The organism is Bradyrhizobium sp. PRIMUS42 (assembly GCF_023006515.1).
GTDB lineage: Bacteria > Pseudomonadota > Alphaproteobacteria > Rhizobiales > Xanthobacteraceae > Bradyrhizobium.
This window is the reverse complement of the sequence record NZ_JALBGZ010000041.1, coordinates 1-20,776: the sequence shown is the minus strand read 5'-3', so window position 1 is coordinate 20,776 and position 20,776 is coordinate 1. Positions and strand designations below refer to the sequence as shown.

Here is a 20,776-nt window from a genome sequence, read left to right as displayed (position 1 = left end):
CCTCAGGCCACGCCGCAGGTCGCGCCCCAGGCTGCCCCGCAGGCCGTACCCGGCTTCTGGGATCCGCGCCGGCGACCGGAACGGCCGGACCTGTCGCGTCTGACCGTGATCCGCTTCCTGACCGAAACCGACTATCCGCCGTTCAACTACACCGGCGCCGACGGCAACCCGGCCGGCTTCAACGTCGATCTCGCCCGCAGCCTGTGCGAGGAGATCAAGGTCACTTGCACGGTGCAGATGCGCCGCTTCGAGACGCTGGTCGATGCGCTCTCCTCCAACCGCGGCGATGCCATCATCGCCTCGATGGCGGTGAGCCCGCAGCTACGCGCCCGGGTCGACTTCACCGATCCCTACTACCGGGTGCCGGCGCGCTTCGCCTCGCGCAAGGACGCGGTGATGCCGGAGATCCGGCCCGAATATCTCGAGGGCAAGAAGGTCGGCGTCATCGCCGGCTCCGCGCACGAGGCTTATCTCAAGGCCATGTTCACCGACGCCGAGCTGCATCCCTATCCCAACGACGACGCGATGCGCGCCGCCTTGCGCAAGGGCGAGGTCGATTTCATCTTCGGCGACGCCATCTCGCTTGCGTTCTGGATCAACGGCACCGATTCCGGCGATTGCTGCGCCTTCTCCGGCGGCCCCTTCGTCGAGAGCCGCTTCTTCGGCGAAGGCATCGGCATCGCCGTGCGCAAGGGCAACGACGTGCTGCGGCAGGCCCTGAACTGGGCGCTGTTCCGCGTCTGGGAAAAAGGCCGCTACACCGATCTGTGGCTGCGGTATTTTTCGGTGAGCCCGTTCTAACCATCGATCGTCATTCCGGGGCGCGCGAAGCGCGAACCCGGAATCTCGAGATTCCGGGTTCGATGCTGGCGCATCGCCCCGGAATGACGATCGAGACGATTTTTGCATTCTGCCCGGAAATCGCTATTTTCCGCGGCCCGGAGGCCCTACTTGATGTCCGTTATCGATCCCAGCATGAGCCCGAGCGATCTGCGTGCGCTCGCCGAACAATCCAACGCCTGGCCGTTCGAGCAGGCGAAGGCCATTGTCGCGCGGCTGAAGAAGAGCCCGAAGGACGAGGTGCTGTTCGAGACCGGCTACGGGCCGTCGGGCCTGCCGCATATCGGCACGTTCGGCGAGGTCGCGCGCACCTCGATGGTGCGGCACGCGTTCCGCGTGCTGACCGAGGACAAGATCAAGACGCGCCTGCTCGCCTTCTCCGACGACATGGACGGGTTTCGGAAGGTGCCCGACAACGTGCCCAACAAGGAGATGCTGGCCGCGCATCTCGGCAAGCCGCTGACGCGGGTGCCGGATCCGTTCTCCAACGAATATCCGTCGTTCGGCGCGCACAACAATGGGCGGCTGCGCGCCTTCCTCGATCATTTCGGCTTCGACTACGAGTTCGCGAGCTCGACCGACTATTACACATCAGGCCGCTTCGACGCGACACTGCTGAAGATGCTGGCCGCCTACGACAAGGTGATGGCGATCATCCTGCCGACGCTCGGTCCCGATCGCCGCGCCACCTATTCGCCGTTCCTCCCCATCAGCAAGACCACCGGAATCGTGCTGCAGGTGCCGATGATCCGCCGCGACGTCGCGGCCGGCACGGTGACCTATGTCGACCCCGATACGAACCAGGAAGTCGAAACGCCCGTCACCGGGGGTAATGTGAAGTGCCAATGGAAGGCCGACTGGGCGATGCGCTGGGTCGCGCTCGGCGTCGACTACGAGATGGCCGGCAAGGACCTGATTGATTCCGTGAAGCTGTCCGGCGCCATCGCGAAGGCGCTCGGCGCCACGCCGCCCGAAGGTTTCAACTACGAGCTCTTCCTCGACGAGAAGGGCCAGAAGATCTCGAAGTCAAAGGGCAACGGCCTCACCATCGACGAATGGCTGCGCTACGCCTCGCCGGAATCGCTGTCGCTGTTCATGTATCGCGAGCCGAAGGCGGCCAAGCGGCTGTATTTCGACGTCATCCCGCGCAACGTCGACGACTATCAGCAGTTCATCGACGGCTTCGCCAGGCAGGACGGCAAGCAGCAGCTCGGCAATCCGGTCTGGCACATCCACACCGGCCATCCGCCGAAGTTCGATATGCCGGTCACCTTCCAGCTTCTGCTGACACTGGTGTCGTCGTCGAACGCGGAAAATGCCGAGACGCTGTGGGGTTTCATCGGCCGCTATCGCCCGGGCGTGAGCCCGCAGACGCATCCGAAGCTGGATGCGATGGTCGGCTATGCCATCAATTACTACCGAGACTTCGTCGCGCCGACGAAGCAGTTCCGCGTGCCGACCGACACCGAGCGTGCCGCGTTGCAGGATCTGCGCGATGCGCTGTCACAGCTTGCGCAAGAGGCTTCGGCCGAGGATATCCAGAACGTCGTCTACGAGATCGGTCGCCGCGAGCCGTTCCTCGATCAGGTCAAGAAGGGCAAGGACGGCCGTCCCGGCGTCACGCTGGACTGGTTCAACATGCTCTACCAGGTCCTGCTCGGCCAGGAGAAGGGGCCGCGCTTCGGCTCCTTCGTCGCGGTGTACGGCGTGCAGAACGCGGTAAACATGATCGATGGCGCGCTGGCGCGGAGTGCATAAACCAGCAGAAATGCGTAGCCCGGATGAGCGAAGCGATATCCGGGATGCCTCAACAGAGGTCCCGGATGTCGCTGCGCTCATCCGGGCTACGAGACTTCCCGCTCAGATCGACCTTAGCACGTAACGCCGGTTATCCTTCTGCACCGGGCGCGCGTTCATCGGATAGAGCTTTGCGAAGGCGGCGATATCCGTGGCCGAGACCTGAATCGGGTCGGTCAGCAGCAGCCATTCGACCACCTCCGAGCAGGGCGGCGTCGTCAGTGAGCCGGGATAGCGGAAATAGCTGAGCCGCTGCGGCAGCATGGCGTGGGGATCGATGCCCGCATCCGCCTTCACCGCGGGCCCTTCCGCTGCCGGCATGGTCTTGACGATCTTGCCGAAGGCCGCGTTAGGCCTGCCCTCGGCCATCAGCACGCCGACCACGGCGAGGCCGCCGGCCTCGTTGCGATGAACGAAATGCGCCTCCATCGGAAAATTCTTGCCGCCGATCATGTGCTCGCTCGGCCGGTGGAAGTGCACCTGAAGCAGCTTGTACTGGACGTTGCCCAGCATGAGCGTGCTGCCCTCGGCGAAGTTGAGCTGGATCGTATGCCCGTTGTTGACGATGGTGTCGGCGCTCTTGCCCCAGTTCAGCTTCAGCGCAGGCAATTGCGACTTGACGGTCGCCTCGATGTCGATCGGCGATTGCTGCAGGCCGACCGCGCAGGCCTTGTTGGCCACGTCGAGATCGCCCCATTTGGCCGGAGCACCGGCGCCCTCATAGCTCCAATGCGCACCCTCGGCGGCGAAGGCCGGCTTGCAGAGCGGACAAAGCGCAAGACCCGCCAGGGCCTTCAATGCGTGACGGCGATTCATCGTATTCCCCTAAGATAAAGCTGGAGCGGTAATATCGGCCGCAACCTATGCGAGAGGGCCGGTGAGTCGCAATGGCGACCGGGGGCGATCGCGAGGGTTCACGCCTTCTGGCGGAATGTCTCCAGCACGGCCGCGACGATCTTCTGTCCGTTTCTGCGCAGCTTCCTGGAATCGTCCGCGTGCGGGAGCAGCAGCCCGATCTTGCAGATCATGGCGTCGATCATCCGGCTCAGCAGATCGACATCGTCCGCGTTCAATTCGCCATCGCGCTTCAGGGCTCGCAGCGTCGCGATCAGCAGGGCGGTCGGATAGGTCTCCTCTATCTCGCGATAGCGCGGCTCGCCGAGCACGGCTTGCGCTTCCTGGATGACGATGCGCGCATAGTCCGGCTCTTCGCAGGCATCGAGATAGGCGTCGATGCCGGCGCTGAGACGATCCCAGATCTTGCGCTCGCCCCTTGCCGCGGCCTCGATTCTGGCGGCGGCCTCGCGCTGCATGGCGACCACCACGGCGTCGAACAGCGCCTTCTTGTCCTCGAAGTGATGGTAGAACGCGCCGCGCGTGACCCGCGCCGCCCGCGAGATCGCCTCCATGCCGGCCGCCTGAAATCCGTGGACCGCAAACGCTTCGCGGCCGGCATCGAGCAGTGCCTGCCTCGTGGCCTCGCTGTACTCTTCCCGACGACTCTTCGGAGGATCCTTCGCCCGCATCGCGCGTAACCTAATGCTTGACGCGCAGGTATCAAACCGCATATAACATACATGATGTATGTATAAAACACGTAGAATGTCATGAGGCGAGCAATGGACGGCAAACGCATGTTCGAGCTGGCGGAAAGGCTGGCGATCGCGAAGAGCCGGCAGGATGTCGCTGCGGCCCTGGAGGTTCTGCATCCGGATATGGTGCTGGAGACGCCGGCCTTCGGCAGCCGGGTGCGGGGCCTCGCGGACAACGAGCGCATCCTGACGCGCTTCTTCAAGTCCTTCCCGGACTATCACGTGACGCTCGATGGCCACGCCTGCTCCGACGGCACGCTGGTCTGCTGGGGCTCCGCGCGGATGACGATGACGGGCGATCGCTTCGGCGTCGTGCCGAACGGCCGCCGGGCCGAGCTGCCGGTGTTCATCACCTTTGCCTTTCGTGACGACAGAATCGCGCATGAGCGCTTCGTCTTCGATCTCTCCGAGCTCTGCGCCCAATCCGGCGTCTCGATCGATGCGGTCAGGCGCAAGCTGTTTGGCGACACCGTGCAGGCGGCCTAGACCGCCCACACCCTTCCGTCCACGACACCAGGGAGCGTCAGACCATGGCCGATCCACGCGTGAAGTCCGCCGGTGACCTTGCGACCCGGCATCTCTTCGACATCGTCGTCGATCTCGATCCGCGCCTCAATTTCGGCGCGGGGCCTGTCGGGCAGCGCGTGCTGTTCGGCGCAGCCAAGGGCTCGTTCGAAGGCCCGCGCTTGCGCGGCGAGGTGCTGCGGGGCGGCGGCGACTGGGCATTGTTTCGCGCCGACGGCGCCATGACACTCGATGTCCGCCTGTCGCTGCGCACTCATGACGGCGAACTGATCTACATGACCTATGGCGGCCGCTGGGTGACGCCGCCGGGTTTGCGCGCCGAGATGGCGGATCCGGCGCGACGCACCAAGGTCGATCCCGCCGGATATTACTTCCGCACTAATCCGCTGTTCGAAACCGGCTCGCAAACCTATGCCTGGCTCAACGACATCGTCTGCGTCGGCAAGGGCTATCTCGTCGAAGGCGCCGTCGCCTATAAGATTTTCGAAGTGCTGTGAAGCCGCCTGTCGGTTCAAACGGGAGCCCCGTGACCGTAACTATCTCCGCAATCACTGGCTCGCCCAGACGATCCGCGCCATCCAGGCGACCTCGCTCACCGAGATTGTCCGTGTCACTTGCGACGCATCGAGCGGCAAAAGCTCCAGTGCCTTCGCGGTGCGGCGCTTCAGCGTCGCGATCGTCACCTCGTCCGTCCTCGTCTTCACCACGACGCGATCGCCCTTGCGGATCGGCGTGCCGGGCGAGACCAGAATGATGTCGCCGTCGCGATAGGCAGGCTGGAGCGCATCGCCGGAAATCTCCAGCGCAAAGGCGTGGCCGTCCTCGGCGGTGGGAAGCGCGATTTCGGTCCAGCCCTTACCGGCGGGAAGGCCGGACTCGTCGAAAGCGCCGCTCGCGCCGGCCAGCGCGAAGCGGAGCAGCGGTACCGAGCGACCGTCGCGAGCCTCATCGTCGATCAACCTCGCAAAACTGTCGATCGAGGCGCCGGCCGCCGCCAGCGCCTTTGCGATCGATTCGGTCGAGGGCCAGCGCTCGCGGCCGTCAGAGGTGACGCGCTTCGACCTGTTGAAAGTGGTGGGATCGAGCCCGGCGCGCTTGGCAAGGCCGGATGGCGACAGACCGGCGCGCTCCGCCAGCCGATCCAGCGCGACCCAGATCTGGTCGTGAGTCAGCATCCTCTGCGCTTTGGCCTGTCTGACCATGGAAGGTCCAGCCCGTCGCAACTCAGGAAAACTGTCCTCAAATCAACCGGTTTTCCGGTTTTCGCGCAAGAGGCGGCGGGAGAGGCGCTTTCAACCAAGACGGACACCGGTTCGTGTCCAGAAACCGCGTCAAAACAGAAATTTGGAGCCTCGTTCCGATTTCATCGGAACGGAATAGGCTCTAAGCCTTGAGTTCGGAAGGGGCGGCCTTTACGGTCGCGCCCGGGTTTCGAAGACCCACGAGAGACGAAAAAACCCAAAAGACTCAAAGAGCAAACAGGGCTGCGGTAGCGGTGGTCAAGATCTACAAAATCTGTCCGGCCTCGGCCTGGCGCGAGGCGGAACGGCAGGGTGTCTACCGGGGCAGCGCGGACGATGCGCGCGACGGGTTCATCCATTTTTCGACCGCGGCCCAGGTTCCCGAGACCCTCCGCAAGCACTATTTCGGCCAGCGCGCGCTGTTCCTGGTCGAGGTCGACGGCGACGCGCTCGGCAGCGAATTGCGCTGGGAACGTTCGCGCAATGAGGAGCTGTTTCCACATCTCTATGGCGAGCTCGATCTCGGCGCGGTGCTGTCGGTGATGAACCTCAACATACGCTCCGACGGCGGCCACGACACTCCGGAGCTGTTGCCGTGATCCGCGCTTTCGACGCCTTTTCGCTGCCGGTGCTGCGCTGGCTCGATCCGGAAGACGCGCATCGCCTCGCGATCCAGGGCCTGCGCTTCCTGCCGCCGGTCAAGCCACGCACTGATGATCCCAAGCTCGCGATGCGCGCCTTCGGGCTCAACTTTCCCAATCCGATCGGCATGGCCGCGGGCTTCGACAAGAGCGCCGAGGTGCCGGACGCGTTGCTGCGGCTCGGCTTCGGCTTCGTCGAGATCGGCTCGGTGACGCCGAAGCCGCAAGTTGGCAATCCGCGGCCGCGGCTGTTCCGGCTCGAGCGCGACGAAGCGATCATCAACCGCATGGGTTTCAACAATGACGGCGCGGATGTCGCGTTGCGCCGGCTCGCCGCGCGCGCGCAGCACGGCGGCATCGTCGGCGTCAATGTCGGCGCCAACAAGGATTCGCCGGACCGGGTCGCCGACTACGTCAAGCTGATCGAGACCTTTGCGCCGGTCGCGAGCTATTTCACCGTCAATGTCTCCTCGCCGAACACGCCCGGCCTGCGCAATCTGCAGGAAGGCGCGCTGCTCGACGATCTCCTCGCGCGCGTGATCGATGCCCGCGAGCGGGTGCGCCAGAAGGCCGGCGACACGCCGGTGCTGCTCAAGATCGCGCCTGATTTGAGTCTTGCCCAGCTCGACGACGTCGTGCAGGTCGCGCGCTCGCGCCGGGTCGACGGCATGATCGTGTCGAACACCACGATCGCGCGGCCGAGCACGCTGCGGGAGGAAATGCGCGCCAAGGAGCAAGGCGGCTTGTCCGGCCGGCCGCTGTTCCGCCTGTCAACGCGGATGGTCGCGGAGACCTATGTGCGTGTCGAGGGTGCATTCCCGCTGATCGGCGTCGGCGGCGTGGATTCCGGCGGTGCCGCGCTGACGAAGATCCGCGCCGGCGCCAGCCTGATCCAGCTCTATTCGTCGCTGGTCTACAAGGGCCTCGGTCTCGTCGACGAGATCAAGCGCGACCTCACCTCGACGCTGCTCCGCACCGGCCGGGATTCCCTGTCCGAGATCGTCGGCGCCGATGCTGCGACACTCACGGCCGAAGACTGGCCCGGGATGTAGTTCTTCGCCTCTCCCCGCTCGCGGTCTTCTATGCTTTCGAGAACGTCGCCCTGAACTGCGTCGGATAGCGTGCGGCCTGCAGGCCGCCGCGCGAGAGGTAGGAGGCCATCAGCGCGCACCACAGTCCGGCATTGCCGAGCGATTGCAGCGCCCACCAGGCGGCGAGGAAGATCAGCAGCGAAGCCAGCATCAGATTGCGCATCTCGCGCGCCCAGGTCGCGCCGATATAGATGCCGTCGAAGCCGAAGGCGAACACGCCGGGGATCGGCGCGAGCACGACGAACGGCAGGAATTCGCGCGCGGCGCGGCGGACCTCGTCACTCGCCGTCATGAAATCGATCAGGCGCGGCCCGAACAGCGCGAACAGCCCCGACACCACCAGCGCGAAGCCGAGCCCCCACAGCAGCACCAGCCGGGTCGAATCCGCAAAGCCTTTTGCGTCGCGCGCGCCAACGGCGCGACCGCAGAGCTGCTGCGCCGCGTTGGCGAGACCGTCGAGGAAGAAAGCGCTGATCAGCAGGAAGTTGTTGAGCACGGAGTTGGCCGCCAGCGTGACGTCGCCGGCCTGCGCGCCCTTGGCGGTGAAGAACAGGAACACGGCGATCAGCGCCGCAGTGCGGATCAGGATGTCGGTGTTCACCGCCAGCAACCGCAACAGCTTCTGCCGGTCGAGCAGCGTCGCATACGGCACGCCGAAGCCGTCGGCATAATGGCGGCAAACGATCACGCCGAGAGCGAACCCGACCGCTTCCGACAACAGCGCGGCGATCGCGGCACCGGCGATGCCGGTGTCGTAGACCAGCACCAGCAGGATCGTCGCCGCCATGTTGACGAGGTTGATGACGACCTGAAGCATCAAGGCCGAATTGGCGCGGGCCTGGCCGATCAGCCAGCCGAGGATGACGTAATTGGCGAGCGCGAACGGCGACGACCAGATCCGGACCTTGAAGTAGGTCTTCGCGGCCCATGTCACACCCTCGCTACCGCCCATGAAATCGAACAGCAATGCGGCCAGCGGCAGTTGCAGCACGATCAGCGCCGCGCCGATTAGGCCGGCGACTATGAAACCGCGCGCCAGGATCGCGGTCGGCTCACGCGTGTCACCCGCGCCCAGCGATTGCGCGGTGAAGGCGAGCGTGCTCATCCGCAGGAAGCCGAACAGCCAGAACAGGCAGTCGAAGATCACCGAGGCCATCGCGACGCCGCCGAGCAGCGCGGCATCGTCGAGACGGCCGATCGCCGTGGTCGAGACGATGCCGATCAGCGGCGTGGTCAGGTTCGCGACCATCGCGGGACCTGCGATGGCGAACACTTCACGTGTGCCGACTTTGGGATGGACGGGCGCGTGCACGGTCAGAACACGACGACCATGCCGTCCTCGGCCGCCATATGGGGCAGAGCTTCGAGGCACGACAGCATGTCGTCGCTCATATGGGTGAGGACGAGCCGCTTGGTGCCGATCGCGGGCAGATGCTGCTCCAAGGTCTTCAGGCTGAGATGGTTCTTGACCACCTTCTCGTACATATAGGCTTCGGCGATGAAAAGGTCGGTGCCGTGCGCCAGCGGAATGAGCGTGTCCGTCCATTCGGTATCGGCGCTGTAGGCGAGCGTGCGGCCCTCGGCCTCAATGCGGTAGGCGAGGAAGGGACCACCGGATTCGCCGTGCACCACCGGATAGGGCGTCACTCTCACCGCGCCGAAGGTTTTGCTTTGCTCGGGCGCGAGCTCCACGACCTCGAGCTCGAAACGCCGTTTGGTCTTCGAGGAATGCTCGAACAGCGCCTCCATCACCTGGTTAAGCCGTGTCTCGATGCCTTGCGGTCCCGCGATGGTCAGCGGCCGCGTCCGCCGCGAAAATTGGGCGTCGAGCAGGACAAACGGCAACCCGCCGAAATGGTCGCCGTGGAAATGCGTGATCAGGATCAGATCAATCTCGTTGCGATCGATCTCGAGCCGCTTCAGCGCCGGCAGGGCCGACGCGCCGCAATCGATCAGGAAGTTGGCTTCGCGCCCCGAGACGTGGAAGCAGGTGTTGAGCCTGCCGCCGGAGCCAAAGGCGTCGCCGCAGCCGACAAAGCGTAGTTGCATCGGCTGCGTAACTCCTTGCCGGTCAGCGGCCGCGCGGCGCGCCGAACACGCGCGAGAGCAGCCAGATCGGGATCACGATGACCGCGCCGAGCAGGAAGTAGCGCCACAGCCAGTTGATAGTATCGAAGCCGAGATCCCACAGACGCTGGAACAGCAGGCGGATGCTGGTGAGGATGTTCCAGGGATCGAAGCCGATCGTCGCCAGCACGACGCCGACCAGGATCGAGAGCAGGACCAGGCGAAACGCGACCGCCAGCGGCGAGCCGCCGAGAAAGCGGTTCAGCCCGTCGTTGCGGCCGGCCGGCAAATCTCTGACGTCTTGGACCATCTCAAACTCCTCAGGGGATTCGACCCCATTATAGGGCACGGCGAGGGACATGGGGAACCCGGATCGGTGCGTCAATCGGGTTACGGGAGTTTAATTCGGGCAGGCGCGCCGGGCTTTGATTTGGGCAAGCTGCCGGCCGCGGGCTCCCTCACCTCTCCCGCAAGCGGGAGAGGTAGCGCACCGCCACCGAGGCGAGATCGATACCTCACACCTCCACCTCAGCCGGCTCCGCCTTCAGCATCCGCTCCAGCGTCTCCAACCTGTCCGCCTCCTTGGGCGGCTTGTCCCAGCGCAGGCGGCTGATGCGGGGAAAGCGCATGGCGACTCCGGACTTGTGCCGCGGCGAGCGCTGCAAGCCCTCGAACGCCACCTCCAGCACCAGACCCTGGTCCGGCTCGTGCACGACATGGCGAACGGGGCCGAATTTCTCCGTGGTGTTGCGGCGGACGAAGCGATCGATCTGGAGCAGCTCCTCGTCGGTGAAGCCGAAATAGGCCTTGCCGACCGGCACCAGCTCGTCGCCGCCCTCGCCCGCGGTCCAGACGCCGAAAGTGTAATCAGAATAATAGGACGAGCGCTTGCCGTGACCGCGCTGCGCATACATCAGCACGGCATCGATGATGTGCGGATCGCGCTTCCACTTCCACCACTGCCCCTTCGGCCGCCCTGGAAGATAGGGCGCATCGCGCCGCTTCAGCATCACGCCCTCGACGGCGTCCGCATCCTCACCAGCGCCTGCGCTTGCCGGATCGGCGCGGGCGGCGGTGAGCGCCTCCCAGCTCGTGAAAGGCACGGTGGGCGACAGATCGATGCGGGGATCGCCGAGCGTCCCAATGAAGGTCTCCAGCCGCTCGCGCCGCTCCGCGAACGGCAGCTCGCGCAGATCGTTCTCGTCATCGCCGAGCAAATCATAGGCGCGCAGATGGATCGGAAACCCCTTGATCAGCTTCGGCGAGACGACCTTGCGGTTGAGCCGCTGTTGCAGGACGTTGAAGCTCTGCACGCGGCCCTCACGCAGGATCAAGAGCTCGCCGTCGATCGCACCCGGCAGGCGCAGCGACGGCACGAGGTCGGGAAAGCTTCCCGTGATGTCCTCGCCGGTGCGCGAATAGAGCCGCGCCGTGACGTGGCCGTGCTCGTCCCGCCCGGCCACCGCCTGCACCCGGATGCCGTCCCATTTCCATTCGGCGATGTAGTCGGCGGGATCGAGCGCGGCAAAATCCGTGTCCTCGATCGCATGCGCCAACATCACGGGCCGGAACGGCGCGGGATCGCGATTGACCGGCTTCTCGGCGCGGCCTTCCAGCCAGGCGAACAGGTCGAGATAAGGCGGCGCAAGCCCCGGCCAGATCAGCTCGACCTCATGCGGGTCCTTGTCGCCGAGCGCGGCCGCCGCGGTTTTTGCCAGCCGCGCCGAGATGCCGATACGCAGCGCGCCAGTGACGAGCTTCAGCAGTGCCCAGCGGCCGGTCTCATCGAGCTCGTCGAGCCAGCGCTCGAGCTGCTTGGGCAGCTCGGTCTTGCCGAGCGTCCGCAGCGTGGTGACGACCTCGCTGAGCGATGGGGGCGGCGGGTTGTTGTGGTTGCTCGGATAGGCCGCATCGCCGGCATCTCGCCCTCGGTACCCCCCTCCCTGCCCCTCCCCCACAAGGGGGGAGGGAACGGAGAGGTCCATGCGTCCATCACTCGCCAGATCACTCTCAGTCGTCGAACCCGCCTGTCGCCGCGCGCGCAACTGCGCTCCCTCCCCCCTTGTGGGGGAGGGTTGGGGAGAGGGGTAGCCCGGAAAAGATTCGTCGATACTTGCGCGACGCCGCGGCCACATCAGCGCCACCGTCTCCGAGAGATCGCCGACATAGTCGTAGGACAGTCCGAACAGCACCTCATCCGTGCGCGACGCAATGAGATCGCGGATCAGCGCCGGCTTGGCATGCTTGAAGCTGAGCGCGCCGGTGAGCGCGGCCAGCGCGTAGCCGCGGTCGGGATCGCCGACCTCACGAAAATAGCCGGTGATCAGCCGCAGCTTGTTGTTGCGGCCGGGTTCATAAGCGAGGCGGTCCAGAAGTTCGGCGAAGCGGTTCATGCTTCGGCCTCGTCAGCGATCGGCGTCTCGCTCTCCTCCTCGTCGCCATAACCGACGAGATCGAGCGGCTGCGCTTTCAGGCCTTTGCTTCGGCACCAATGCACCAGCGCGTCTTCCTGGCCGTGCGTGACCCAGATCTCGCCCGCGCCGGTCGCACCGATGGTGGCGGTGAGACCATCCCAATCGGCGTGGTCGGAGATCACCAGCGGCAGCTCGATGCCCCTCTGCCGCGCCCGGGCGCGCACGCGCATCCATCCCGAGGCGAACGCGGTGACGGGGTCGGGAAAGCGCCGCGTCCAGAGATCTGATGTCGCTGAGGGAGGTGCCAGCGTGATGGTGCCGGCGAGCGCGGCCTTCTTGACGCCCTTCACCGGCCTGAGCTCGCCGAGCGCTATGCCGCGGCTCTGGTAATATCCGGTGATCTTCTCCATCGCGCCATGCAGATAGATCGGCGCCTCATAGCCGGCCTGGCGCAGCAGCGCGATCACGCGCTGCGCCTTGCCGAGCGAATAGGCGCCGACGAGATGCGCGCGCTCGGGAAACAACGCGACGGAGGCGAGCAGCTTCTTGACCTCATCGGCCGCGTCGCCATGCCGGAACACCGGCAGGCCGAAGGTGGCCTCGGTGATGAAGACGTCGCAGGGCACCAGCTCGAATGGCGTGCAGGTCGGGTCCGGCGCGTCCTTGTAGTCGCCGGAGGCGACGATGCAGGTATCCTTGCAGGTCACGGCGACCTGCGCCGACCCAAGCACGTGGCCGGCCGGGTGAAATTTCACGCGGACGTCGCCGAGCCGGATCTCCTCACCGTAGCGGATGGTTTGCGTCGATCCGGCAAAGTCCTCGCCATAGCGCAGCCGCATCATGTCCAGCGTTTCCTGCGTCGCCAGCACCGCGCCGTGGCCGGCACGGGCATGGTCGGAATGGCCGTGGGTGATCACGGCCCGCTCCACGGGCCGGACAGGATCGATATGGAAGCCGCCGGGCTTGCAGCACAGGCCGGCAGCAACTGGCAGCAGGATGTCTTGGGGACGCATCGTGGTCATATAGGAAGGAGCCATTCCAAATTAAGCCGTCATGCGCGGGCTTGACCCGCGCATCCATCCACTTAAACAGTGCCTTTTTTGATGGATTGCCGGGTCAAGCTCGGCAATGACAACTGGTTCCCAATGCCCCTGCGCCTATTCCAGTCCTCCGGCGATCTCATGGCCGACCGCCGCTTCGAGTTCGCGCGCGACCTCCAGCTCAAGGGCGATCTGCCCGCAGCCGCGGACCTCCTGGAGCAGGCGCTCGAGCTCGCGCCTGACTTCACATCGGCCTGGTTCACGCTTGGCGAAATCCGTCAGCAGCTCGGCGAGCGCGCCAAGGCGATCGCGGCGTTTCGAGAGGCGCGTCGATCCGACCCTGGCGATCAGCACGGCGCCGGCCTGCATCTGATGCGGCTCGGCGATGCAGAGATGGCGGAGATGCCCAAGGCCTATGTGGAGGCACTGTTCGACCAATACGCGCCGCGCTTCGAGCATACGCTGATCAACGATCTCGGCTACCGCGCGCCCAGCCTGATCTTCAAGGCGGTGGTGGCCGCACGGGTCGCCGCCAGGAAGCCGGCTTACTTCAAGCGCACCATCGACCTCGGCTGCGGCACCGGCCTTGCGGCAGCCGCGTTTGCCAAGCAGGTCGACCATTTCATCGGCATCGATCTGTCGCCCGGCATGATCAAGCAGGCGCGCGCCACCAACCTCTATGCCGAGCTCGAAGTCGCCGACATGATCGAAGGCCTGCGGGCCAAGGCAGAAATCAGCGCGAACCTCGTCGTCGCCGCAGATGCGTTCGTCTATCTTTCCGATCTGGCGCCGGTCCTCAACGAAGCCAGGCGCGTGCTCGTATCAGGCGGCGTCCTCGCCTTCACGGTGGAGACGTTCGACGGCAGCGGCGTCGTTCTCGGCGAAGGCCTGCGTTATGCCCACTCGGCGGAATATGTGCGCGGCGCCCTCGCCAAAGCGGGTCTGAAGCTGTTGACGCTGGAGCCCGCCTCGCCGCGCATCGAGAACAACGAGCCCGTGCGCGGCCTCGTCGTCGTCGCCGAGAAAACTTGAGTCTAGGCGCTAGTCGCCCTACAGTTTAAGCGTCATTGCGTCGCAAAGTTGCGACTTCCCACTTGCGACGTACTGGTCGGAGCCAGCACAATGAGCGCACCAGGGAGAAACAAATAATGACAAAGAATCCATCGCGGCGCGATTTCAGCGCCGCCGCGCTTGCCACCATCGCCGCATCCACCTTGCCCGCGCCCTACGTCTGGGCCGCGGACAAGAAATATGATGCGGGCGCCAGCGACACCGAGATCAAGATCGGGCAGACCGTGCCGCATTCCGGCCCCGGCTCGCTCTACGGCGTGCTCGGCCGCATCGGCGAGGCCTATTTCCAGATGCTGAACGAGAAGGGCGGCATCAACGGGCGCAAGGTCAAGTTTCTCACCATGGACGATGCCTACAGCGCGCCGAAATGCGTCGAGGCGACGCGGCGCCTGGTCGAGCAGGAAGAGGTGCTCGCGCTGTACGGCTCGCTCGGCACCGCGCCCCAGACCGCCGTGCACAAGTACCTGAACTCCAAGGGCGTGCCGCAACTGCTGCTCAACACCGGCGCGTCGAAGTGGAACAACCCGAAAGAGTTCAAATGGACGATGGCGGGCCTGCCGCTCTATCCGACCGAAGCGCGCATTCTCGCGCGGCACGTCGTGAGCGTGAAGCCGAACGCGAAGATCGGCATTCTCTATCAGAATGACGATTTCGGCCGCGACTTCCTGGGGCCGTTCAAGAAGGTGCTGGCCGATGCCGGCGGTACCGCGCAGGTGATCATGGAGCAAACCTATGATCTCACCGAGCCGACCGTCGATTCCCAGCTCATCAATCTCTCCAAGTCGGGCGCCGACGTCTTCTACAACATCTCCACCGGCAAGGCCTCGTCGCAGTCGATCCGTAAAGTGGCCGAGCTCGGCTGGAAGCCGCTGCAGCTTCTCTCCGCCGGCTCGACCGGCCGCTCGATCCTCAATGCCGCGGGGCTCGAGAACGCCACCGGCATCGTCGCGATCCGCTACAACAAAGAGGTCGGCCTGCCGAAATGGGAGAAAGACCCGGACGTGATGGCGTTCGAGGAGTTGCGCAAGAAATACACGCCGGCGATCGACCCCGACAACACCATCGCCTTCGCCGGCTACGGCCAGGCCGTCAGCATGGGCGAGATTCTGCGCCGCTGCGGCGACGATCTCACCCGCGCCAACGTGCTGAAGCAGGCCTCGAACCTCAAAGGCTTCCACTCGCCCTACTTCCTCGACGGCGTAACCTACGACTACACGCCCGAGGACTACACGCCGATGAAGACGCTGTTCATCTCCACCTTCAGCGGCAAGGACTGGGATATTTCCGACAAGCCGATGTCGGAATAGGGCTAGGGCTTCTCGCCACCTGCCCGCTGTGTGTGCTCCCTCTCCCGCTTGCGGGAGACGGTCGGGGAGAGGGTGTCTCCGCGCTGGGGACAATCCCCTAGAGGAGAAAGCCCTCACCCGGCGCGCGGGACCATGCTTCGCATCGCCCGGACGCGCCGACCTCTCCCGCAAGCGGGAGAGGTCAACAACCCGCAGCGGAGCGCTTTAGGTCGCGATCGCCAGCCGATACGCCCGCGCCGCATTCACACCAAAAGCGTTGTCCCGCAACTGCGGGCCAAGCTTCGCCAGGCAGGCCTCCAGCGCGCTCTTGATCTCGCCGTAGCTTCCCGCAAGCAGGCACACCGGCCAGTCCGAGCCGAAGATCAGCCTGTCCTCGCCAAAACAATTTGCGACGTGCGCAACGAACGGGAACAGCCGTTCCGCATCCCAGTCGTTCCAGACCGCCTCGGTCGCGAGCCCTGAGATCTTGCACCAGACATTGTCGCACATCCCGAGCGCTTTGATGCGATCGGACCATTCGGCGCTGCCGCCGTCGGCGATCGGCGGCTTGGCCGCATGGTCGAGCACGAAGCGAGCTTGCGGAAAGGCCTGTGCGGTTGCGATGGCGGCGGGCAGCTCGCGGGTGCGGACCAGGAAATCGTAGGCGAGATCATGCGCGAACACAGCGGTGAGACCGCGCTGGACGTCCTCGCGCAGCAACCAATCGGGATCGGCCTCGTCATGCACCTGGTGGCGGATGCCGACGAGCTTTTCCCCGCCCGGCAGGCCGCGCAGCCGGTCGAGCGTGTCGTCGAGCGCGCCGTCGGTCAGGTCTGCCCAGCCGACGACGCCAATCACTGACGGCGTGGCATGCGCGATGCGCAAAAACTCCTCGGTCTCCTCCAGCGCGGAGCGGCATTGCACGACGATGCTGGCGTCGATGCTATTCGCCTTCAGCAGCGGCGCGAGGTCGGCCGGACTGAACGCGCGGCGGATCGGCGTCAGTTCGGGCGCGTCCATCCAGGGATAGTCGGCGCGCGCAGGATCCCAGAAATGTTGATGGGCGTCGATGATCATGGCTTACGCCCCACCCGGCAGCGGCGCGCGCGCATCGACGAGGTTTCGCGCACGCAGCTCCTGCCAGAAGGCCGCCGGCACCGCCGTCTCCGACATTGCGATGTTGTCGGCGACCTCGCCGGCATTGCGCGCGCCCATCACCGCGACCGTCACCGCGGGATGAGCCATGCAGAACTGGAGCGCGGCGGCTTTCAGCTCGGTGCCATGCTTGCGGCAGAGCGCGTCGAGCTCCAGCGCCCGCGCAACCAGCGACGCATCGGCGTCCTGATAGTTGAACTTCGCGCTCGTGTGCGGATTGGCCAGGATGCCGCTGTTGTAGATGCCCCCGAGCAGAATGCCGATGCTCTTGGCCGTACAGACCGGAAACAGCGCATCCAGCGCGCCCTGGTCGAGCAACGTGTAGCGACCGGCGAGCAGGAAGCAGTCGACCGGCACGGCCTCGGCAAAACGCGTCAACATCTCCGACTGGTTCATGCCGGCGCCGATCGCCTTAACGGTCCCGTCTTCTCGCAGCCGCTGCAGCGCGCGGAAGGCGCCGGTGACGGCCTCGTCATAGTGATCGTCGGGATCGTGCACCAAGAGGACGTCGACGCGGTCGAGCCCGAGGCGAGCGAGGCTTTCCTCCACCGAGCGCATCACGCCGTCATAACTGAAATCGAACACTGGGCGCTCGAGGGATGTGCCTTTGTAGTGCTCGTCCTCGGCAGCGCCACCATGGGGGGCGCGCAGCAGGCGGCCGACCTTGGTCGAGATGGCATAGGAGTCGCGCTTCTGTTGCCGCAGGAAGGCGCCGAGACGCCGTTCCGCGAGGCCAAAGCCATAGAGCGGCGCGGTATCGAAGAGACGCACCCCGAGCGACCAGGCACGCGCGATCGTCGCGTCCGCATCGGCATCGCTGACCGGGCTGAACAATCCGCCGAGCGGGGCGGAACCGAGACCGATTGAGGTGACGTCGAGCGAGCCGAGCCGCGACCGTTTCATTCCCATTGCCTTCCAATTCCAACGATACAAATATCATCTCCCCCGCTCGCGGAAACCGCAAGCGGGGGAGGCACGCAGGAGCGCGGGGCTGGCAGCGCTCCTACTTTAACATCTGCGCGACGTTGTCCTTTGTCACGAGATCGAGGCCGGTGTAGACGATCTCGGGCACCTTCTCGCCCTTCTTGATGGCAAGCAGCGTGTCCATCGCTTTTTCACCCATCTCGAACGGACGCTGGCCGACCAATGCATTGGCATAGCCGTCGCGCAGCAGCTCGAGCTGCATCTTCAGCGTATCGGCGACGACAAGCGTGAACTTGCCGGCATCGATGTCCTTCTTGTTCCTGGAGGCAAAGGCCTTGAAGCCCTCCGGGGCGAACATCGGCCAGCCGCCGATGGGAACGATCGCGGCGAGATCAGGCGTTGCGGTGCGCATATCCGTCATCTGCTGCACCGCGAGCGCGGGATCGTCGTTGCAGAATGTTGGTGAGCCCGCAACCTCGGTCCATTTCGAGCCCTTCAACGCCTCGCGCACGCCATCGACCCGCTCGGCGAGGTTCTTGGCGCCGGGGCCGCCCGAGACCATGGCGTATTTACCGCCGTCGGGCCGCATCTTCAGCAATTCCTTGCCGAGCGCGACGCCGAACTCCTTGTTGTTGGTGCCGATATAGGCGATCCGCTTGGAGCCGGGCGCATCGGCATCGAAGGTGATGACGGGGATGCCGGCGGCCGTCGCCGCCTCGATCGACTTGGTCATGGCCGCGACGTCGGCGACCGAAATGGCGAGACCATCGACCTTCTGGGTGACGAAGTCCTGGATGATCTGGGCCTGCGTCGCCGGCTCGTGCTCGACCGGTCCCTTATAGATGCACTCGATGTTGCCGAGCTCCTTGGCGCGCTTCAGGCAGCCGTCGCGCGCAAAATCGAAGAACGGATTGTTCATCGCCTTGGGCACGATCACGAAGCGGTAGTTCGCGGCGAATGCCGGCGTCGCCATCATCGCCACCGCGATACCGGCAAGAAGCAGTTTCCTCATTGTCTCCTCCACCCTTGTTTGGTGCCCGTCCTCTCGAAACGCCCGGGAAGCGGACAGGCAGTGTTATCGTTGTCTTCCCGAAGCGACGTCATTTCAGGTCATCCGCGAGCGGATGCGGTCGACCAGCACGGCCAGGATGATGATCACGCCCACCAACGTCTGCTGCCAGTAGGAGGAGACCTGCGCCAGCACGAGACCGTTGCGGATCACTTCCAGCAGCACGCAGCCGACGATGGCCCCGAGCGGGCCGCCGATGCCGCCGGCGAGATTTGCGCCGCCGATCACCGCCGCCGCGATCACGTTGAGCTCGTAGGACGTCGCCATATTGGCCGGCGCCGACCCCAGCCAGCCGGAGATGATGATGCCCTGCAGGCCTGCGGCGAGCGCGCAGATCACATACACCTCGATCTTTACCCGCACGACCGGGATGCCGGTGAGTTCGGCCGCCTTCTCGTTGCCGCCGAGCGCGAAGACGTGGCGCCCGAACGAGGTATGGTGCAGCACCACGGCCATCGCCAGCGCGAGGATCACCAGATAAATGAAAGGCACGGGCAGGCCGAGCACGTCACCCGAGGTGAGCGCGTAGAAGCGATCGGCATCGGGCCCGCCGGGAAAGCTGCCACGGCCGTTGGAGACGACATAGCCGAGCCCGCGCACGATCGAGAGCATGCCGAGCGTGGTGACGAAGGGCGACAGGCCGAGCACCGCGATGCAGAAGCCGTTGACGAGCCCGGCGATCAGCGCGACGCCGAGCCCGGCGAGGATGGAGACCAGCAGAATCAGGCCGGGCACGTTGGCCAGCACCGTCTTGCCGTCGGCCGCCATGTGCACGAACAAGGCGCCGGCGGGCGAGCCAGGCGCCGACAGCTCGGTCATCACCATCGAGGTGATCATGGCGGAGAAGCACATCATCGATCCCACAGAGAGATCGATGCCGCCGGTGATGATGACGAAGGTGACGCCGAGGGTTGCAATGGCGATGAATGAAAAATTCTTCGCCACGTTCTGTATGTTGCCTTCGGTAAAAAAATACGGGCTGGCGAAATGCATGATCACCAGCAGCACCGCCAGCGCGAGCAGAACGTAACCGGTCTGGGAGGCGAAGATGCCGCGCTGCCACCATCTGATCTTGCCGACATTGGAGAAGGTGATCGGGGATTCCATGGGCATGGCCATCACGCCGCCTCCTTCGCGCCGGTGATGAGAGCGGTGATCTCCTCAGGGGAGGTCTGGTGGATCGCCTTGTCGGCCCGCTTCTCGCCGCGGCGCATGACGACGACACGATCGCACACCGCGAAGACATCGGGCATGCGGTGCGAGATCAACATCACCGCGACGCCCTGCTCCTTCAGCCGGTGAATCAGGCCAAGCACCTGCTCGACCTGGCGCACCGAGATCGCAGCGGTCGGCTCGTCCATCATCACCAGCCGCGCATTGGAGAGCCGCGTCCGCGCGATCGCGACCGCCTGGCGCTGGCCGCCCGACATCTGCTTGACGAGGTCGTCGGGGCGCGTCTCCGAGCGCAGCTCGCCGAACAGCTCCAGCGCGCGCGCCGCCATCGCCTTGTGATCGAGCAGGGCAATGGGGCCGAATTTGCGCTTGAGCTCGCGGCCGAGGAACACGTTGGCCGCCGCCGTGAGATTGTCCGATAGCGCGAGGTCCTGGTAGACGACCTCGATGCCGACGGCGCGGGCATCGATGGGCCGGCTGAAATGGACCGCGTTGCCCGCAAAGCGGATCTCTCCGTGGCTGGGACGGAAATTGCCGGCGATGATCTTGACCAACGTCGACTTGCCCGCACCGTTGTCGCCCATCAGGCCGACCACTTCGCCCGGGAAGACCTGCAGGTCGACGTCATGCAGCGCGCGGATCGCGCCGAACTCCTTGCCGATGCCGGTCAGCTCGAGGACCGGTGTCGCGTCAGCATTTGCCATCAGCGGGCTTCCTCAGACATGACGGTTGACCAGGGATTCCAGATATTCCTGCCGGCCTGAGCGCGGCTGCGGGTCGAACCCGGGCTCGAGCGCGCGGTCGGCAAGATCGGCGAGCGAACGCTGGCCTCCGAGAATGGCGCGGCCCT

At 65.1% G+C, this 20,776-nt stretch carries 21 protein-coding genes; 8 read left to right on the top strand and 13 right to left on the bottom strand.

Annotation, left to right across the window (positions count from 1 at the left end; genetic code table 11):
• Both MOV75_RS06600 and MOV75_RS06595 read left to right on the top strand, forming a co-directional pair.
• Positions 1–801: transporter substrate-binding domain-containing protein (locus MOV75_RS06600; protein WP_247005247.1), on the top strand; the 801-nt coding region annotated here is incomplete at its 5' end.
• A 153-nt stretch (positions 802–954) separates the two neighbouring features.
• On the top strand, positions 955–2,598 hold the full coding sequence (locus MOV75_RS06595) for a lysine--tRNA ligase (RefSeq protein WP_247005248.1): 1,644 nt from the start codon (positions 955–957) through the stop codon (positions 2,596–2,598).
• A 102-nt stretch (positions 2,599–2,700) separates the two neighbouring features.
• On the opposite strand, the gene MOV75_RS06590 is transcribed toward MOV75_RS06595, so the two are convergent.
• Both MOV75_RS06590 and MOV75_RS06585 read right to left on the bottom strand, forming a co-directional pair.
• Positions 2,701–3,453, bottom strand: a complete 753-nt coding sequence (locus MOV75_RS06590; RefSeq protein WP_247005246.1) for a carbonic anhydrase — start codon at positions 3,451–3,453, stop codon at positions 2,701–2,703.
• Between the two features lie 98 nt (positions 3,454–3,551).
• Positions 3,552–4,163 (bottom strand): TetR/AcrR family transcriptional regulator, encoded by a 612-nt coding sequence (locus MOV75_RS06585; protein ID WP_246921253.1) that lies wholly within the window; start codon positions 4,161–4,163, stop codon positions 3,552–3,554.
• A 93-nt stretch (positions 4,164–4,256) separates the two neighbouring features.
• Between MOV75_RS06585 and MOV75_RS06580 the strand changes: the two genes are divergently transcribed.
• Both MOV75_RS06580 and MOV75_RS06575 read left to right on the top strand, forming a co-directional pair.
• Positions 4,257–4,715 (top strand): ester cyclase, encoded by a 459-nt coding sequence (locus MOV75_RS06580; protein ID WP_246921249.1) that lies wholly within the window; start codon positions 4,257–4,259, stop codon positions 4,713–4,715.
• Between the two features lie 44 nt (positions 4,716–4,759).
• Entirely contained in the window at positions 4,760–5,251 is a 492-nt protein-coding gene (locus tag MOV75_RS06575) for a DUF3237 domain-containing protein (protein WP_246921246.1), read from the top strand.
• A 51-nt stretch (positions 5,252–5,302) separates the two neighbouring features.
• Here the strand turns inward: MOV75_RS06575 and MOV75_RS06570 are convergent, their stop codons facing one another.
• Positions 5,303–5,956, bottom strand: a complete 654-nt coding sequence (locus MOV75_RS06570; protein WP_246921242.1) for a helix-turn-helix transcriptional regulator — start codon at positions 5,954–5,956, stop codon at positions 5,303–5,305.
• A gap of 293 nt (positions 5,957–6,249) precedes the next feature.
• Here MOV75_RS06570 and MOV75_RS06565 point away from each other — a divergent pair, with 293 nt between their 5' ends.
• Together MOV75_RS06565 and MOV75_RS06560 are read left to right on the top strand one after the other, a co-directional pair.
• Positions 6,250–6,594 carry a DUF952 domain-containing protein gene (locus MOV75_RS06565; RefSeq protein WP_246921239.1) on the top strand — a complete coding sequence of 115 codons (345 nt, stop codon included), beginning with the start codon at positions 6,250–6,252 and terminating at the stop codon, positions 6,592–6,594.
• Positions 6,591–7,688, top strand: coding sequence for a quinone-dependent dihydroorotate dehydrogenase (locus MOV75_RS06560; RefSeq protein WP_246921236.1), 1,098 nt, complete (start codon positions 6,591–6,593; stop codon positions 7,686–7,688). Before MOV75_RS06565 ends, MOV75_RS06560 begins: the two co-directional genes overlap by 4 nt.
• Before the next feature lie 28 nt (positions 7,689–7,716).
• On the opposite strand, the gene MOV75_RS06555 is transcribed toward MOV75_RS06560, so the two are convergent.
• From MOV75_RS06555 to MOV75_RS06535, 5 genes are all read right to left on the bottom strand, one after another.
• The gene (locus tag MOV75_RS06555) at positions 7,717–9,039 is read right to left on the bottom strand and encodes an MATE family efflux transporter (protein WP_246921234.1); all 1,323 of its coding nucleotides are present in this window, start codon (positions 9,037–9,039) and stop codon (positions 7,717–7,719) included.
• A 2-nt stretch (positions 9,040–9,041) separates the two neighbouring features.
• Entirely contained in the window at positions 9,042–9,776 is a 735-nt protein-coding gene (locus MOV75_RS06550) for an MBL fold metallo-hydrolase (RefSeq protein ID WP_246921233.1), read from the bottom strand.
• 22 nt (positions 9,777–9,798) lie between these two features.
• Entirely contained in the window at positions 9,799–10,104 is a 306-nt protein-coding gene (locus MOV75_RS06545; RefSeq protein ID WP_246921231.1) for a DUF6460 domain-containing protein, read from the bottom strand.
• Between the two features lie 205 nt (positions 10,105–10,309).
• On the bottom strand, positions 10,310–12,187 hold the full coding sequence (locus MOV75_RS06540) for an ATP-dependent DNA ligase (protein WP_246921229.1): 1,878 nt from the start codon (positions 12,185–12,187) through the stop codon (positions 10,310–10,312).
• The gene (locus MOV75_RS06535; RefSeq protein WP_246921262.1) at positions 12,184–13,221 is read right to left on the bottom strand and encodes a ligase-associated DNA damage response exonuclease; all 1,038 of its coding nucleotides are present in this window, start codon (positions 13,219–13,221) and stop codon (positions 12,184–12,186) included. Before MOV75_RS06535 ends, MOV75_RS06540 begins: the two co-directional genes overlap by 4 nt.
• A gap of 132 nt (positions 13,222–13,353) precedes the next feature.
• On the opposite strand from MOV75_RS06535, the gene MOV75_RS06530 reads away from it, so the two are divergent.
• Together MOV75_RS06530 and MOV75_RS06525 are read left to right on the top strand one after the other, a co-directional pair.
• The gene (locus MOV75_RS06530; protein ID WP_246921227.1) at positions 13,354–14,280 is read left to right on the top strand and encodes a class I SAM-dependent methyltransferase; all 927 of its coding nucleotides are present in this window, start codon (positions 13,354–13,356) and stop codon (positions 14,278–14,280) included.
• A 116-nt stretch (positions 14,281–14,396) separates the two neighbouring features.
• On the top strand, positions 14,397–15,626 hold the full coding sequence (locus tag MOV75_RS06525; protein WP_246921225.1) for an ABC transporter substrate-binding protein: 1,230 nt from the start codon (positions 14,397–14,399) through the stop codon (positions 15,624–15,626).
• A 204-nt stretch (positions 15,627–15,830) separates the two neighbouring features.
• Here MOV75_RS06525 and MOV75_RS06520 read toward each other — a convergent pair whose 3' ends face one another.
• The 5 genes from MOV75_RS06520 to MOV75_RS06500 all read right to left on the bottom strand — a co-directional run bounded on the left by MOV75_RS06520 (position 15,831) and on the right by MOV75_RS06500 (position 20,630).
• Positions 15,831–16,682, bottom strand: a complete 852-nt coding sequence (locus MOV75_RS06520; protein WP_246921223.1) for an amidohydrolase — start codon at positions 16,680–16,682, stop codon at positions 15,831–15,833.
• Positions 16,683–16,685: 3 nt separating this feature from the next.
• Positions 16,686–17,663 (bottom strand): aldo/keto reductase, encoded by a 978-nt coding sequence (locus MOV75_RS06515; protein WP_246921220.1) that lies wholly within the window; start codon positions 17,661–17,663, stop codon positions 16,686–16,688.
• A 100-nt stretch (positions 17,664–17,763) separates the two neighbouring features.
• The gene (locus MOV75_RS06510; protein WP_247005245.1) at positions 17,764–18,696 is read right to left on the bottom strand and encodes a sugar-binding protein; all 933 of its coding nucleotides are present in this window, start codon (positions 18,694–18,696) and stop codon (positions 17,764–17,766) included.
• 93 nt (positions 18,697–18,789) lie between these two features.
• Complete coding sequence (locus tag MOV75_RS06505) at positions 18,790–19,872, bottom strand: ABC transporter permease (RefSeq protein WP_246921217.1); 1,083 nt, start codon at positions 19,870–19,872, stop codon at positions 18,790–18,792.
• Positions 19,872–20,630, bottom strand: coding sequence for an ATP-binding cassette domain-containing protein (locus MOV75_RS06500; RefSeq protein ID WP_246921214.1), 759 nt, complete (start codon positions 20,628–20,630; stop codon positions 19,872–19,874). The genes MOV75_RS06505 and MOV75_RS06500 overlap by 1 nt, the downstream gene beginning before the upstream one ends.
• Positions 20,631–20,776 lie beyond the last annotated feature (146 nt).